This is a genomic window from Halobacterium litoreum (genome assembly GCF_021233415.1).
In the GTDB taxonomy this organism is placed as follows: domain Archaea; phylum Halobacteriota; class Halobacteria; order Halobacteriales; family Halobacteriaceae; genus Halobacterium; species Halobacterium litoreum.
The window spans coordinates 406,320-421,695 of the sequence record NZ_CP089466.1 but is presented as its reverse complement, the minus strand read 5'-3'; the positions used below and the strand labels follow the sequence as shown (position 1 = coordinate 421,695).

Sequence of the window (15,376 nt, the reverse complement as noted above, 5' to 3'; positions counted from 1 at the left end):
GGGGCGGTCAGGCGCCGACCAGTTCCTCGGCGACCGCCGCGGCGTCCAGCAGGGCGGGGTCGACGGTCAAGTCGAGGACGCCCTTCACGAACTCGGGGACGCCGTCGCCCGTGTACGCGACGGTCTTCAGGTCGGGGTTGTGCTCTCTCGCGACCGGAATCGCGGTGGCTTCCCCGACGTCCGTGACGACGAGGAGGTCGGCGTCCGCGACGCCGGCGTCTTCGAGGCGCTCCCCGGAGGCGACGCCCTCCAGTCGCGTGACTTCCACGCCCTCGGCTTCGAGGGCGTCGGCGATACCTGCGTCCGAACCGACGACGATTGCCTTCATTCGTACTCGATGGTCGCGGGCGGCTTGTGGGTCACGTCGTAGACGACGCGGGACACCTCGTCGATGGTGCCGGCGATGCGGGACTGCAGGCGCTGGAGCGTCTCCCACTCCAGTTCCTGTGCGCGAGCGGTCATGCCGTCGCGGGACTCGACCGAGCGCACGGCGACGACGTGGCCGTGCACGCGGTTGTCGCCTTTCACGCCGGTGGCGCGCCCGAGCACGGCGGCGAACGCCTGCCACGGGTCGTACTCCTCGAGTTCCTCCTCGACGATGGCGGTCGCCTCCCGGCAGACCTCGACCTTCTCGGGCGTCACCTCGCCGATGACGCGCACCGCGAGGCCCGGTCCCGGGAACGGCATGCGTTCGCTGATGATTTCTTCGAGGTCGAGGGCGCGCGCGACCTCGCGGACCTCGTCCTTGTAGAGGTCGCGCATCGGTTCGACGATGCCCTCGAAGTCCACGGCGTCGGGGAGGCCGCCGACGTTGTGGTGGGACTTGATGGTGCCCTCGCTCTCGATGCGGTCCGGGTAGATGGTGCCCTGCACGAGGTAGTCGGCGTCGACCTCCTCGGCGACCGTCTCGAACTCCCGGATGAACTGCTCGCCGATGCGGTGGCGTTTCTCCTCGGGGTCCGTGACGCCGTCGAGTTCGGCGAAGAAGCGGTCGCTTGCGTCCACGATGCGGAGGCTCTCCATGTAGTCGAAGACCTCCCGAATCTCCTCGGTCTCGCCCTTCCGCATCAGGCCCGTGTCCACGTACACCGGGACCAGTTGGTCGCCGACAGCCTCGTACGCGAGCGCCGCCGCCGTCGACGAGTCGACGCCGCCGGACAGCGCGATGATTGCGGTGCTGTCGCCCAGTTCCTCTCGAATCTCTGCCTTCGCGTCGTCGATGAACTCAGTTACGTCTACCATCAGTTTGTCACCTCGGTGGGTTCCGTGCGGTCGAGCACCGCGTCCAGCAGGCCGACGAACGGCGGACTCGCTCGCGTCGGCCGCGACCGGAACTCGGGGTGGAACTGCGTCCCGAAGAAGAACGGGTGCTCGTCGTACTCCACAATCTCCATGCGGTTGCCGGCCTCCCCGGAGAACGTCAGGCCGTCCGCCGTCAGTTCGTCGATGTACTCTGGGTTGACCTCGTAGCGGTGGCGGTGGCGCTCCGTGCAGGAGGTGCCGCCGTACAGTTCCGAAGCGAGCGTGTCCGGCTGAATCTCGGTCTCGTGGGCGCCGAGTCGCATCGTCCCGCCGAGGTCCTCGAGGTCGTACTGCTCGGGGAGCAGGTCGATGACCGGGTACGGCGTGTCCTCGTCGATTTCCGTGGAGTGTGCGCCCTCCATCCCGAGGACGTTGCGCGCGTACTCCACGACCGCGAGTTGGAAGCCGAGACAGAGACCGAGGAACGGCACGTCGTGCTCGCGGGCGTACCGAATCGCCTCGATTTTGCCCTCGGTGCCACGGGAGCCGAAGCCGCCCGGCACGACGATGCCGTCGGCGCGCTCGATGCGGTCCTCGTGGTGGTCGCGCATCTCCTCGGAGTCCACCCACAGCACGTTCACGTCCACGCCCTTCTCCAAGCCCGCGTGCTTGAGCGCCTCGTGGATGCTCATGTAGGCGTCCTCGAGGCCGTACTTCCCGACGAGCGCGATGTCCACTTCGCCCGTGCGGTCGCGAGTGACGAGGTCCCGCCACTCCGTCGAGCGCTCCTCGGTCGGGAGCGCGTCGTCGGCGAGGCCGAACTGCTCCATCACGTACTCGTCGAGGCCCTCCTCCTCGACGGTGAGCGGGACGTGGTAGACGTCCTCCACGTCCGGGTTCGAGAACACGGCCTCGGTCGGCACGTCACAGAACAGCGCGATCTTCTCGCGGACGTCCGGGTCGAGGCGGTCCTCGCAGCGCCCCACGAGGATGTCCGGCTGGAGACCGATGGACCGGAGTTCCTTCACGGAGTGCTGGGTCGGCTTCGTCTTCTGCTCGCCGTTCTGGGAGTACGGCACGAGCGTGACGTGCGCGAACAGGATGTCGTCGTCGTCCTCCTCGTGGCTGAACTGCCGGAGCGCTTCGAGGAACGGCATCCCCTCGATGTCCCCGACGGTTCCGCCGACCTCGACGAGACAGACGTCCGAGCCCTCGGCGGCCTCGCGGACGCGTCGCTTGATGTTGTCGGTGACGTGCGGGATGATTTGGACGGTCTTCCCGAGGTAGTCACCGGCGCGCTCGCGCTCGATGACGTTCTGGTAGACCTTCCCCGTGGTGACGTTGTGGTCCGAGGTCATGTCCACGTCGAGGAATCGCTCGTAGTTCCCCAGGTCGAGGTCGACCTCGCCGCCGTCCTTCAGGACGTACACCTCGCCGTGCTGGTAGGGGTTCATCGTCCCCGCGTCCACGTTGAGATACGGGTCTATCTTGACGGCAGTCACGTCGAACCCCGCGTTCGAGAGAAGGCGGCCCAGACTGGCGGCGGTGATGCCCTTTCCCAACCCCGACATCACGCCACCGGTGACGAACACGAACTTGCTCCCCAGTGATGGGTCGTATCCGGTCTCCGTCGGCATACTGACCGTGCGCGAGGCGTGGCAAAAACCGTTTCGGAGCGCCAGCGAGTGCGCCAGTACGTGGCACGAACCGGACGGCTACCGGTCGTCGCCGACGCCCGGCACGCCGTCGCCGTCTGCGAACGCGAACTGGCCGGGCGAGTCCGTGTGCCGGGAGACGGCGGCGACGCGCACGACGTACGAGCAGAGCAACGCGAACGGCGCGAGCGAGAGGACGTGGACGCCGACCACCAGCCAGTGCGAGGTGGGCAGCCGAGAGAGGTGGAGGATGACGAAGGAGACGACGGCGATTGCCGGCACGGAGACGTAGACGAGGTTCGCCGACAGCCCCGCGAACTCCCGGCGGAGGTACAGCGTCTTGAAGTACTCGCGGGCGACGGCGAAGAACTCCAGTAACTCCAGCATCTCGTCCAGCGTCTCCGCGGCGTCGTCGCCCATCGCGTCGGCGTGCTCGGCGCGCACGCGCTGGAGGTCGTCGACCTGTCGCGCGTAGTCGAACGCCATCGTCGCGACGACCACCGACGCCGGCCGGGAGACGCCGCGGAGCGCGGCGTTCATCTCGCCGGTCGCGTCCCCGAGCGATTCGAGGTAGGCGTCGAGGTCCGCCTGTACGTCCACGTCGTACGACGGCAGGCGGGACTGGAGGCGCTGGCCGCGCTCCACAATGTCGCCGGTGAGCACGCGCAGAAACGACTCGGGGTGCGTGGGCACGTGGTCGGCCTCCACCACGTCCTCGACCTGTCGGCGGAACTCCGTGGTGTCGCGGACGCGCCCGAACTGCTGGCCGAGCGGGTTCTGTTCGCCCGAGACGAACAGCGAGTTCACCGAGACGACGATGGACACGAGGAGGAAGTTCCCCGACAGCAGGGTCGTCACCAGCGGCACGGTCGTGTCGTGGCCGAACCCGCCGCCCTCCAGCGAGAGCGCGTGCCCGATGGGACCGAACAGGAGCGCGAACACGGCGAGCAGACTGCCGGCGACCGCTCGACGGTCGCCGGTCAGCGTCGCCCACCGCCAGAGTGCGTCGATTCGTCCGGAGTCTCCCATGCCCGGCCAGTAGCGCGACCGCACGAAAGCCGTTGTGGCCCTAGCAGCCGTCCACGAGGAACGAGCCGACCGCCTCCGCAACGTCGCCGAACCGCCCGAGGAAGAAGTGGTCGCTCTCCATCTCCACCACGTCGACGCCGAGTTCGCGGGCGCGCTCCACGACCGGCTCCCAGTCCGCCGTCGTGTCCCGCGTCGCGTACACCACGCGAGTCGGCGCGGTCACGTCAGCGAGCGCGTCGGCGGCGTTCAGGCCGGCGGGGAGTTCGACGGTCGGCGCGAGCATCGCCACCGCGCACAACTCGGTTTCGACGGTCGCGGCGGCGAGCGCGGCAATCGACCCGCCGAAACTGAACCCCGCGATGCCGACCGTCTCGTAGCGCTCGTCGGCCCACCGGACGGCGTTCCGTGCGTCCTCGCGCTCCCCGAGCCCCTCGTCCCAGTCGCCGTAGTCGAAGCGCAGCGCGGCGATACCGCGCTCCGCGAGGTACTCCGCAATCGCCACGAGGCGGTCGTCGCCGCGGTGGCCTCGATGCTGGGGGTGGGGCGGGCAGAGCACGACGCAAGCAGTCGCACCCCCCTCGGGTTCGTCGAGGGTGGTTTCCACGTCGCGGCCGCCCGGCACGAGAACCGTCTCCTGTCGCATACCGCGGGGTTGGCGGGCGGGCGGTTTAGCCGTCCCGAATCGCGCGCTCGGCGAGTAACGTTTTCCGACGGGGCGGCGTACGCCGTGCCAATGAGCGAGGGCGCAGGCGGCGACGACCAGCCGAGTGACCGGATGCGCGAGCGCGTTCCGCAGGGCAGCCGGCGGTTCTGGGTGGTGTTGGACGCCGACCGGCGCGTGGTCGCGGCGGGCTTTCTCGCCGTCGTGTTCCTCTCGATGGTCGCGGCGGGCACGCTGTTGCCGACGCCCGCCTTCGAACTGCTGACGAACGGCGACCCACACGAGACGCTGTTCAACGCGCTCGTCGGCTCCACCATCACGGGCGTGACGCTCGTGCTGACGCTGAGCCAACTCGTACTCTCACAGGAGTTGGGGGCGGTGGGCGACCAGCGAGACCGCATGGAGGGCGCGATGCAGTTCCGGCAGGACGCCGCCGACGCCGCCGGCGTGGACGTGGCGCCGACGGAGCCGTCGGCGTTCCTGCGCGGCCTCGTGGAGGCGACCCGCGAGCAGGCCGAGTCGCTCCGGGACGCCGCGCCCGACGGCGACGCGGGCGACGCCGTCTCGACGTACGTGAGCAACCTCACGGGGAACGCGGACGCCGTCACCGACCAACTGGAGGGCGCGCAGTTCGGCGAGTTCGACGTGGTGTGGGCGGCGCTGAACTACAACTACTCGTGGAAGATTTACGCCGGCGAGCGCATCCAGTCGTCGTACGGCGACGAACTCGACGAGGAGGCGACGGCGGCGCTCGCGGACCTCCTGGACACCCTGAAGCTGTTCGGGCCGGCCCGCGAGCACTTCAAGACGCTGTACTTCCAGTGGGAACTGTCGGACCTCTCGCGGACGCTGCTGTACGCCGCGGTGCCCGCGCTCGCCGCCGCCATCGTCGCGCTCGTGTTCTTCAACCCCGCGAACTACCCGGGCTACACGCTCGGAGTGAACCACGCGCTCGTCGTCGTGAGCGCGGCGACCACGGTGGCCGTCCTCCCGTTCGCCATCCTGCTCGCGTACATCCTCCGCATCGTCACCGTGACCAAGCGCACGCTCTCCATCGGGCCGTTCATCCTCCGGGAGACGAACCGCTCCGGGGAAGTCGACTACGAAGAGGAGGCGTGACGAATCGCCTCGCGAGTCGCTGACCGCCGGACGCGCCGCCCACGCACTCGAATCCGTGCGCTGTCGGTCCGTCTCACTCGTCTCTGTCGGAGGCCTCGAAGTCGACGTTCTGCTCTTCGCCCGCGAGTGCCACGTGCCCGTAGTTGAGGAGTCCGACGAAGACGGCCCCGCCGACGACGTTCCCCGTCGTCGTCCAGAGGATGAAGTGGCCGTACTCCCCGAGGGTTACACCCTGTCCGAGCAGCATCGCGGAGAGGACTTCCGTCGTTCCGAGGATGCTGTGGTGGAACGGCCCGAAACCGATGACGGCCGTGACGATGAGCACGAAGAAGATGCGGCTGACCGTGTCGCGGCTGGCGGCAGAGAGCCACGTCACCAACCCCATCAGCCAGCCGGCGACCACTCCGCTGAGGAAGATCACCCACCACGAGTACGGGAGGAGGGCGGCCGCGAGCGTCCCGAAGGCGTCGGGGTCGAGGATTCCCAACTGCGGACCCAGGACAGCGACTAGCCCGGCGAACAGCACACAGCCGGCGATGTTCGCGGCGAACGTGACACTCCAGACGCGCCCGAGTTCCCCGACCGACGCTCGACCGTCGAGGACCGGCAGAATCGCCATCGTCGAGTGAGCGGTGAACAGTTCCGTCTGACCGATGACGACGAACAGGAACGCGATAGAAGAGACGCCCCCCAGGCTGACTTGCTGCACCAACTTCGATTCGAATCCGCCCGAGTACGTCAACACCATCGCCATGAGCAGGGCACCGAAACTCAGGTTGAGTCCCGCCGACAGCCCGGAGAGGAACACGCCCTTCGGGGGGCGGTGAATCTCTTGAGCGCGCTCTCCATCTCGCGTTCGAGGATGTTCCTGTACGAGAGGGACGCGCCCGAGGGGTCGTCGGACTCAGCGGTCATCTCGTTCGAAGCGAATCGGGGAAACGTGTTAAAGTGGGTGTTCCGAGAGGGGGCGAGAGCCCCCGGTTCCGACGTCGACGGGACCGAGCCTCGCGTCCGGCGACGCGGTGTGGTGAGTGACTCACGGCGAGACAACAGACGTTTTGAGGGCGGAGACGAAGACGGCCGTGTGTCGCTGTCTGACGCCGTGCCGACCGCACTCTCGGACCCGTGGGACGCGCTCCGGGCGGCGCGTCGCCGGCTGTTCGAACCGGTCGAGGAGCGGCCCCCGCTGGGAGACGCGCTTCGGACGACGACGCGGGTGTGCGGTCTCTTGATGGGGCTCGCCGCCGTCGCGTGGGCGAGCGGCCTGCCCTACATCTTCCCGAGTCTCGGGCCGTCGGCGTACGCGCTGGCAGTGAGTCCGTCGTCGGCGACGAGTCGGCCACAGCGCGTGTTCGGCGGCCACCTGTTCGGCGTGGTCGGCGGCCTGCTCGCGTACCACCTGCTCGCGCCCGGACTCGCCGTCACCAGCCTGCCGACCGCACTCAGCGTCGACGGAGCGAGACTCGCGGCCAGCGCGACGCTGTCGGTCGGACTGACGAGCGCCGGGATGCTGACGACCGACCTGCGCCACGCCCCGGCGTGTGCGACGACGCTCATCGTCGGTCTCGGCATCCTTCCGCGCGTCGAGGAGGGCGGTATCATCCTGTCGGCGGTACTGCTGCTGGTGGCCATCGACTACGCACTCCCGGGGTTCGGCGGCGTCGAAGACCGACCGAAGTAGCGACGCCGGGACCGGACCCGAGTCGAGAACTGTCGCCTACTCCCCGAGGAAGTCGGGTTCGAGGCGCTTCTCGCTCACTTCGTCTTCGAGGTGGTCGACGAACGCGTCCATCTCGACGCCCTTCTCCTCGCGCTCCTGTCGGTCGCGCACCGAGACGGCGTTCGCGTCCTCCTCGTCGTCGCCGACGACGAGCATGTACGGGACGTTGTCGTCGTGGGCCTGCTGAATCTTCTTCCCGACCGTCCACGACCGGTCCTCGATGTCCACGCGGAACCCGTCGAGTTCGTTCGCGAGGCGGTGTGCGTAGCCGAGGTTGTCGTCGGTCACGGGGAGGATGCGCACCTGCTCGGGCGCCAGCCACGTCGGGAACCGACCCTTGAAGTGCTCGATGAGCACGCCCATGAACCGCTCGAAGGAGCCGAGGAGCGCGCGGTGAATCATCACCGGGTGATGCCCCTCGTTGTCCTCGCCGATGTAGGTCAAGTCCAGCGACCGCGGGATGTTGAAGTCCACCTGCACCGTGCCGATGGTCCACTCTCGGCCCAGCGCGTCCTTCGCGTTGATACCGATTTTCGGCCCGTAGAACGCCGCCTCGCCGGGCTCCACGTCGTAATCGAGGCTCTCGGCGGCGAGAGCGTCCTTTAGCGCGTCGGTCGCCTGCTCCCAGATTTCGTCGCTGCCCATCGCGTCGTCGCCCTGCGTCTCCAGTTTGTACAGCACGTCTAAGTCCATCGCGCCGTAAATCTCCTCGATGGTGCGGAGGATGGCGAGAATCTCGGACTGAATCTGGTCCGGGCGCACGAACGCGTGGCCGTCGTCCTGGGTCAGGCCGCGAACGCGCAGCAGACCGGAGAGTTCGCCGGACTGCTCGTTCCGGTAGACGTTCCCGAACTCGGAGTACCGAATCGGGAGGTCCCGGTAGGAGTGCGTTGTCTCCGAGTAGATGTGCGCGTGGTTCGCGCAGTTCATCGGCTTCAGGCCGTACTCGGTGTCGTCCTGGTGCCACGCGAACATCTCGCCGTTCTCGGTGAACGTCTCGTAGTGGCCCGTCGGCTTCCACAGTTCGGCCTTGTTCAGTTCGGGCGTGCGCACCTCGTCGAACCCGAGGTCGTCGTTCTGCTCGCGAATGTAGTCCTCGAGTTCGCGCCGCATCGCCATCCCGTTCGGGTGGTAGTGCGGACAACCGGGGCTGTGCTCGGGCACCGAGAACAGGTCCATCTCCCGGCCGATTTTCCGGTGGTCGCGCTCCTTGGCCTCCTCGCGGCGTTCGAGGAACGCTTCGAGGTCGCTCTCGGTCGGGAACGCGGTGCCGTAGACCCGGGTGAGCATCTCGTTTTCCTCGTCGCCGCGCCAGTACGCGCCCGACGTCTCCAGCACCTTGAAGCCGCCAATCTCGCCCGTCGACTCGACGTGCGGGCCCTTACAGAGGTCCTCGAACTCGCCCTGCTGGTAGAAACTCACGGGGCCGTCGCCCGCCGCCTCGGTCTCCAGAATCTCGCGTTTGAACTCGTTGTCGGCGTACTTCTCGGCGGCCTCGTCGCGGCCGTAGGCGACGCGCTCGACGTCGAGGTCCTCCTCGATGATGGCCTCGGCTTCGGCCTGAATCTCGTCGAGGTCGTCGGCGTCCAGTTCGACGTCCGCGATGTCGTAGTAGAAGCCCTCGTCCGTGAACGGCCCGATGGTCAGTTTCGCGTCGGGGTGGTGACGGAGGATGGCCTGCGCGAGCACGTGCGCGGCGGTGTGCCGGAGCACGTCGAGGTACTCGTCGCTCTGGTCGGTGACAATCTCGATCTCGCAGTCCTCGGTGATGGACTCCTCCTTGGCCACCAGCTCGTGGTCTATCTTCCCCGCGACTGTGTCACGGCCGAGGCCGGGCCCAATTTCGTACGCTACGTCCTCGACCGTCGCGCCGGACTCCATCTCCAGGGTGGAGCCGTCCGGCAGCGTCACAGTGACCGAACTCATACGCTCGTTTCTTCGCCCGGACGCACTCATAAGCCTGTTGAGAGCGTGCCAACGCGTCAGACCAATCGACCCCACCACACCCGAGTATTATGTCGGTTCCGCGACCTTCGAGCGTATGGCCAGCGACGAAGCCGCGCTCGCGGGACGCACACCCGAGGGCTGGAGCACCGAGGCGGAACGCCGATACGCCGACGCGCAGGCGCGACTCGCCGAGCACTGCGGCGTCGACGTCGCCTCGCGCACCGTCGACACCGAGTCCGCGGGCCGGATTCACTTCCTCGAAGCCGGCGACCCGGACGGCGAACCGGTCGTGTTCCTGCACGGCGTGTCGACGACGGCGGCGACGTGGCTCCCGATGCTCTCCGCGCTCGCCGACGACTACCGCCTCGTCGTCCCGGACCGCCCGGGGCGCGGACTCTCCAACTCCGCGAAGTACACGAACAAGCACCTGCGGTCGTTCATGACCGCGTACCTCGCCGACCTCTTCGACGAACTCGGCCTCGACTCCCCGCACGTCGTCGGGAACTCGCTGGGCGGCCAGCAGGCGTTTTTGCTCGCGCTCGACCACCAGCGCGTCGACCGCCTCTGTCTCGTCGGCGCGCCCGGCGGCGTCTCCAAGGAGTTCTCCGCGCTCTGGAAGCTGATGACGGTTCGGGGCGTGAACCGCGTGCTCTACTGGCTGAACTCGCTGGGCGACGCCGAGGAGAACGCCCGCGAGTCCACCGCCGAACTGCTCGTCGCCGACGACTCCGCGGTCCCGGAGCCGTTCTACGACGTGCTCGCGGCGGCCTCGGGGATGGACGCCCAGCAGTGGAGTCTCCGGTCGCTCCAGACCGCGCAGGGGTCGTTCGGGCGGATGCACGACCTCTTCGATTTGACCGACGAACTCCCGGGCATCGAGCGCCCGACGTGTTTCGTCTGGGGAACCGAGGACTCCTTCTGGAAACCCGAGGTCGGGCGCCCGGTCGCCGACTCGATGCCGGACGCGGCGTTCCACGAACTCGACGGCTACGGCCACATGCCGTGGCTCGACCCCGGGGACGAGACCGAGGAGCGGGTTCGCGCGTTCCTCGACGGCTAGTCAGACGTCGAGCGTCCGGTGGTGGGCGAGGAAGTCGTAGCCGCCGCCGAGCACGACGCCGTACACGACGTACGCGACGAACGTCGCGGCGAGCAGGGGCGCGTCGCCGGCGAGCGTCTCGCCGCCGAAGCCGATGCCGTAGGCGGCGGTGACGGCGTACCCGGTCCAGAGGACGACTGCGAACGCGACGCCGTGAGCGATTCCGGACTGGCCGGGGAGACCCCACGTCACGGCGGCGAAGAACAGCGGCCACGCCACGGCGAACAGGAGCGCGAAGGCGGCGAGCGTGAGCGCAACCGAGGTGGCGGAGTCGGGCGCGCAGTACTGCGGGCCGCCGAGTTCGCAGAGCGCGGACAGCGTGGCGAACACGAACAGGCCGCCGCCGCCCAGCAGTTCGCCCGCGGCGAACAGCGCGGCGGCGAACGCGACGGTGGCGACGGCGCCGGCGGCGAGACTGCTCTCGACTGGGTCCATGCCGTCAGCCGACGGCGGCGAGCCCGATAGTTACGACCGGGCTAGGCGCGAGTAACGCGACGTTACGTCTCGCGCGCGCCGGTGCCGGGGCGGTCAGCGCTCTCCAGGTCGATGTGGCCGGCGGGCATCGGCACGCCGTCGAAGGCGTCGTCAGCGAGCAGCAGCGACCCGTCGAGGTCGGCGTAGTCCAGCAGGGGCGCGAGGTGCGCGGCAGCGGCGATGCTCGCGTTCGACTCGGCCATGCAGCCACACATCACGTCGAGGCCGTGCGCGCGGGCGGCGTGAATCAGGCGCTTGGCCTCGCGGAGGCCGCCGGTCTTCATGAGTTTGAGGTTCGCGATGTCGCACTTGTCCGCAATCCGCGGCACGTCGCTGGCGGTGATGCAGGACTCGTCGGCCGCGATGGGGAGCGCGGAGCGCTCGTAGACGAACTGCAGGCCCTCGGGGTTCTCCGCGGCGACCGGCTGTTCGACGAACTCGACGCCGTAGTCGGCGACCCACTCGATGTTGTTCACGGCCTCGCGGGGGCTCCACGCCTCGTTGGCGTCGACGCGGATGGTGGCGTCGGGCGCGGCGTCCCGCACCGTCGCGAGCAGTTCCTCGTCCCGGTCCGTTCCGAGTTTCACCTTGAGGGTGCCGTAGCCGCGGTCGACCGCGGTTCGAGTCTTCTCGCGCATCGTCTCCGCGTCGTCGATGCCGATAGTGTAGGACGTTTCGAGGCTGTTCGCGGGGTCGAGCCCCCAGTACTCGTAGAGCGGGCGGTCGACGCGCTTCGCGGCGAGGTCGTGACACGCGATGCTGACGGCGGTGCGCGCCGAGGGGTTGTCGTAGACCACCTGCTTCAGCCCGGCCTCGATGCGCGCGAGGTTCTCGGGGTCGTCGACGCGTTCGACCACGTCGAGCAGGTCGGGCATGACGGCTTCGACGGTGCCCGCCGTCTCGCCGTAGTGCGCGGACGGCCCGGCCGCGCCGACGCCCGTGTTGCCGTCGTCGTCGTGGACGCGCACGACCACCGCGGCCGCCGTCTCCTGTGTCCCGCGGGAGATGGTAAAGGGGTACTCCAGTTCGAACTCGCGGCGCTCGAACTCGGTGTTCATCGAATCACCTCCAGGACCGACTCGGTGCCGAAGCGCACCGGGTCGTCGGCGGGCGCGTCGATGGCGTCCGCGAAGTCAGCGACCGCCTCGCGGGCGTCCGCGTCGTCGTCGACGCTCCGGGTGTTCAACATTCCGCCCGCGAACTCGGTGTCGCTGACGGGTTCGGCGAAGTCCTCGTAGCGCTCCGGGAACGACGCGACCGGCGGAATCTCCTGGTCGTAGCCGTGGACGGTGTCGCGGCCGTGCTCGTGGCACAACACGAGGTAGTCCGGCATCGACCCGTGGACGATGCTCGTGGTGACTCCGGAGTACGCGGGGTGGACGATGCTCGCCTGCCCCTCCACGAAGACGTAATCGTGGTCCGCGCCCGCGTCCAGTACCATCCGCTCGACGGCGCCCGCGGTGAAGTCCGAGACGACGCGGTCGACGGGGATGCCCGCGCCCTCGATGAGGATGCCGGTCTGGCCGGTGGCGACGAACGCGGCGTCCATCCCGGCGTCGCGGGCGTCCTCGTACAGTTCCCGCGTGGCGGTCATCTTCCCGACCGAGCAGTCCGTGCCGACGGTGGTGACGACGGTGGCGTCCACGCTGTCCGCGACGCCGTCGGCGACCCCGAGGTCCTCGGGGGGTTTGCGCACGTCCCAGAGTTCACAGCCGTGTTCGGCGGCGAGGTCGGCGAACTCGTCGTCCTTGGCGAGGAAGTAGTGGAGGCCCGCGTACACGTCACAGCCGCGTTCGAGCGCGGCGCGCACGTCCGGGCGCCACGACTCCTCGAAGCCGCCGCCGATTGGCGCGATGCCGATAATCAGGGCGTCCACGTCCTCGTCCACGTCACTCATCGACGCGACGACCGGCGCGTCCTGCACGTCGGGGACGTGGTCTGTGACCCGCGACCCGGCGCTGTCGCGGTCGAGGACCGCCGCGACGTCGTAGTCGGCGTACCGGAGGACGCCGACCGCGGTCTTCGCGCGGTCGGGGAACTGCTCGTGAGCCAGGAGTGCGACCTTCATGCAGAGACGGTCGCCACCCGCCGCCTTAAACCTGAAGCCGGTGGCAATACCGCCGCCGGGCGCGGGGCGTCCTCGCTACAGCAGCGACAGCGCCACCGTCCAGAAGTCGGCGTGCGCGCTCCCGAGCGCGTCCTCGGGCTTCCCCGAGGCGTCCACGGCGGCGGTGGCGTCGGCGTCGAACGCCGACAGCAGCGTCTCCTGTCCGACGACGAACGTCCGGTCTGCGTCCACGTCAGCGAGCGCCTCGCGTGCCTTCTCGACGTGGCTCCGAATCTGGTCGTCGCGGATGCGCTCGAAGCGGTCCTGCGAGAAGCCGCCCTTCGAGTGTTTGCTCTTCACGTCGCTCTCGAACCCCTCGAAGCGCACGCGCTCGACGCCGTCGCCGGTCGCGTCGTAGACGCCGAGCGCGAACACGTCGGCGCGCACCACCGCGAACGCGTACCGGCCCGTGGGCGCCAGCCACTCGCGCTCGATTCGCGCGCGTTCGCCCCACTCGCAGAACGCCGCCGGTGGGTTCGGCGGACGGAGCGCGGCGGACACGATTCCCTCGCGGTCCCGGACGACGAGACACGGCGCGGCGCGCTCGACCAGCGGCGCCCGGTCGCCGAACGCCTCGCGAACCGCCTCGGGCGGGTCGTCGGGCACGTACGCCGTCAGAATCCCTTCCTCGCCGCCGTCGAGACTCTCCAGCAGGCCGAGTACGCGCTCCAAGCGCTCGTCTCTCAGGTCGACGCGCGCCCGGAACTCGGGGCCGGCGTCGTCGCCCTCCGCGCGCTCGACGCGGTCTTCCAGTTCAGCGACCCGGTCTTCGAGTTCGTTCACGCGGCGCTCGGCCGCCTGTCGCTCACGGGCGGCCTCGCTGCGGCGCTCGCTCTCCGCGTCCAACTGGGCTTCGAGGGACTCCTTCTCTGCCTCCAGTTCCTCGATGCGCGCTTTGAGTTCCGTGCGCCCGAGGAGGTCGTCCAGCATGGGCGAACGGCGACGGGCCGCGGGCTTAGGCGTTTCCCTCACCGGGACGGCAGGAGGGTGCGCGCCGCGAGGCGCGGGCGGAGCAGCGAGGTCGGCGAGCGCTCCATCGTGAGCACGCGCCCGTAGGCCGTCGCCAGCACGCCGTCGTCGTGGGCGCGCTCCACGAGACGGGCGACGTACCGGTCGAACGCGCGCTCGTGGAGCGCGAGCGACCCGTCGGTCTGGGGGCGCGCGAGGTCCGAGGACGTCGCCAGCAGCCACGCCGGGTCGACCGCCGCGGTCGCGCGGTCGAAGAAGCGGGCGGCGAGGTTCTCGCGGCCGCCGTCGGCGAGCGCGCGGTGGAGGCAGACGGCTTCGAGCGCCGCGACCGACATCCCCTGCCCGTAGACGGGGTTGAAACTCGCGACGGCGTCGCCGACGACGAGCAGGCCCTCGGGGAAGTCGTCGAGGGTCTCGTAGCGCCGCCGGCGGTTCGACGGGAACGGGTAGGACGCGATGTCGTCGGTCACCCACGCCTGCTCGCGGAGGACGCGAGCGACCTGCGGGACGGGCAGCGAGTCGGCGAACTCGACGAAGCCGTCGCGGTCGGTCGGCGGGTCGTCGCCGTGGACGCCCTGCATCGTCACGAGCCACCGGTCGCCCTCGACGGGGAACGCGCCGCCGCCCCGAGTGCGCGGCGGCGTCGGCGGCGAGAACAGCACGCGCCGGTCGTCGGTCGGGCGCTCCACGACGGTCGTGGCGTACGTCACGTCCACGTCGACGGTGTCCTCGGGCGGCGTCGGGTAGCCGTTGTCGGCGAGCCACCTCGGGGTCTTGCTCGCACGCCCCGTCGCGTCGACGACGAGGTCGGCGTCGACGCTGGCGCGCGCGCCGTCGCCTCGGCGCACGTCCACGCCCGCGATTCGGTCGCCGTCGGCGCGGTAGCCCAGAAACGCGCAGTCGCCTTCGAGAGTCACGTCGTCGCGGGCCGCGACGCGCGCTCGAATCGCGTGCTCGAAGAGGGGGCGGCTGGCGGCGTACAGCGTCTCCGGGGACGCGCCGGACGCGAGGAAGCCGCCGCGCTCGTAGTGGACGAGGTCGGTCGTCCAGTCGAGCATCAGGCCGCCCGCCGCGACCACGTCCTCGCCGTAGCCCGGGAAGAGGTCTTCGAGGGTCGCGCGCCCGGCTTCGAGGAGGACGTGTGGCTGGCGGGCCTGCGGGACGCCGTCGCGGGCGACCGGGTCGTCCGGGAACGCGTCGCGGTCGACGACGGTCACGCGATCGAAGGCGTCCGCGAGGACGCGCGCCGCGAGCAGGCCGGCGACGCTGCCGCCGACGACGACGGCGTGGTCGCCGACGCGGGCGGCGGCGTCGGGGTCGTACCGCGGGACGGACGCGAGGGTCACGGATGGGC

Annotated in this window: 14 protein-coding genes and 1 pseudogene; 3 read left to right on the top strand and 12 right to left on the bottom strand. The window is 69.4% G+C overall.

What is annotated here, in order from left to right:
• Positions 1–7: 7 nt before the first annotated feature.
• From LT972_RS02300 to LT972_RS02280, 5 genes are all read right to left on the bottom strand, one after another.
• A complete protein-coding gene (locus tag LT972_RS02300; protein ID WP_232571579.1) occupies positions 8–328 on the bottom strand; it encodes a DUF7126 family protein in 321 nt (106 codons plus the stop codon).
• Positions 325–1,242, bottom strand: coding sequence for a glutamine-hydrolyzing GMP synthase (gene guaA / locus LT972_RS02295; RefSeq protein ID WP_232571578.1), 918 nt, complete (start codon positions 1,240–1,242; stop codon positions 325–327). Before guaA ends, LT972_RS02300 begins: the two co-directional genes overlap by 4 nt.
• Positions 1,242–2,879, bottom strand: coding sequence for a CTP synthase (locus LT972_RS02290; RefSeq protein WP_232571577.1), 1,638 nt, complete (start codon positions 2,877–2,879; stop codon positions 1,242–1,244). Before LT972_RS02290 ends, guaA begins: the two co-directional genes overlap by 1 nt.
• A gap of 78 nt (positions 2,880–2,957) precedes the next feature.
• Positions 2,958–3,926, bottom strand: coding sequence for a hypothetical protein (locus LT972_RS02285; RefSeq protein ID WP_232571576.1), 969 nt, complete (start codon positions 3,924–3,926; stop codon positions 2,958–2,960).
• Positions 3,927–3,966: 40 nt separating this feature from the next.
• Positions 3,967–4,569 (bottom strand): alpha/beta hydrolase, encoded by a 603-nt coding sequence (locus tag LT972_RS02280; RefSeq protein WP_232571575.1) that lies wholly within the window; start codon positions 4,567–4,569, stop codon positions 3,967–3,969.
• A 90-nt stretch (positions 4,570–4,659) separates the two neighbouring features.
• Here LT972_RS02280 and LT972_RS02275 point away from each other — a divergent pair, with 90 nt between their 5' ends.
• Positions 4,660–5,706 (top strand): hypothetical protein, encoded by a 1,047-nt coding sequence (locus LT972_RS02275; protein ID WP_232571574.1) that lies wholly within the window; start codon positions 4,660–4,662, stop codon positions 5,704–5,706.
• A gap of 73 nt (positions 5,707–5,779) precedes the next feature.
• On the opposite strand, the pseudogene LT972_RS02270 reads toward LT972_RS02275, so the two are convergent.
• A pseudogene (locus LT972_RS02270) lies at positions 5,780–6,621 on the bottom strand (formate/nitrite transporter family protein).
• A 169-nt stretch (positions 6,622–6,790) separates the two neighbouring features.
• Here LT972_RS02270 and LT972_RS02265 point away from each other — a divergent pair.
• Entirely contained in the window at positions 6,791–7,387 is a 597-nt protein-coding gene (locus LT972_RS02265) for an HPP family protein (RefSeq protein ID WP_232571572.1), read from the top strand.
• Between the two features lie 36 nt (positions 7,388–7,423).
• Here the strand turns inward: LT972_RS02265 and thrS are convergent, their stop codons facing one another.
• Positions 7,424–9,352, bottom strand: a complete 1,929-nt coding sequence (gene thrS, locus LT972_RS02260) for a threonine--tRNA ligase (RefSeq protein WP_232571571.1) — start codon at positions 9,350–9,352, stop codon at positions 7,424–7,426.
• Positions 9,353–9,467: 115 nt separating this feature from the next.
• On the opposite strand from thrS, the gene LT972_RS02255 reads away from it, so the two are divergent.
• Complete coding sequence (locus LT972_RS02255; RefSeq protein ID WP_232571570.1) at positions 9,468–10,433, top strand: alpha/beta fold hydrolase; 966 nt, start codon at positions 9,468–9,470, stop codon at positions 10,431–10,433.
• On the opposite strand, the gene LT972_RS02250 is transcribed toward LT972_RS02255, so the two are convergent.
• The 5 genes from LT972_RS02250 to LT972_RS02230 all read right to left on the bottom strand — a co-directional run bounded on the left by LT972_RS02250 (position 10,434) and on the right by LT972_RS02230 (position 15,368).
• Complete coding sequence (locus LT972_RS02250) at positions 10,434–10,907, bottom strand: DUF6789 family protein (RefSeq protein ID WP_232571569.1); 474 nt, start codon at positions 10,905–10,907, stop codon at positions 10,434–10,436.
• Between the two features lie 62 nt (positions 10,908–10,969).
• Positions 10,970–12,004, bottom strand: a complete 1,035-nt coding sequence (locus tag LT972_RS02245; protein ID WP_232571568.1) for a dipeptide epimerase — start codon at positions 12,002–12,004, stop codon at positions 10,970–10,972.
• The gene (locus LT972_RS02240; RefSeq protein ID WP_232571567.1) at positions 12,001–13,014 is read right to left on the bottom strand and encodes a DUF1611 domain-containing protein; all 1,014 of its coding nucleotides are present in this window, start codon (positions 13,012–13,014) and stop codon (positions 12,001–12,003) included. The genes LT972_RS02245 and LT972_RS02240 overlap by 4 nt, the downstream gene beginning before the upstream one ends.
• A gap of 75 nt (positions 13,015–13,089) precedes the next feature.
• Complete coding sequence (locus LT972_RS02235) at positions 13,090–13,983, bottom strand: Vms1/Ankzf1 family peptidyl-tRNA hydrolase (protein ID WP_232571566.1); 894 nt, start codon at positions 13,981–13,983, stop codon at positions 13,090–13,092.
• Between the two features lie 38 nt (positions 13,984–14,021).
• Positions 14,022–15,368 (bottom strand): NAD(P)/FAD-dependent oxidoreductase, encoded by a 1,347-nt coding sequence (locus tag LT972_RS02230; RefSeq protein ID WP_232571565.1) that lies wholly within the window; start codon positions 15,366–15,368, stop codon positions 14,022–14,024.
• Positions 15,369–15,376 lie beyond the last annotated feature (8 nt).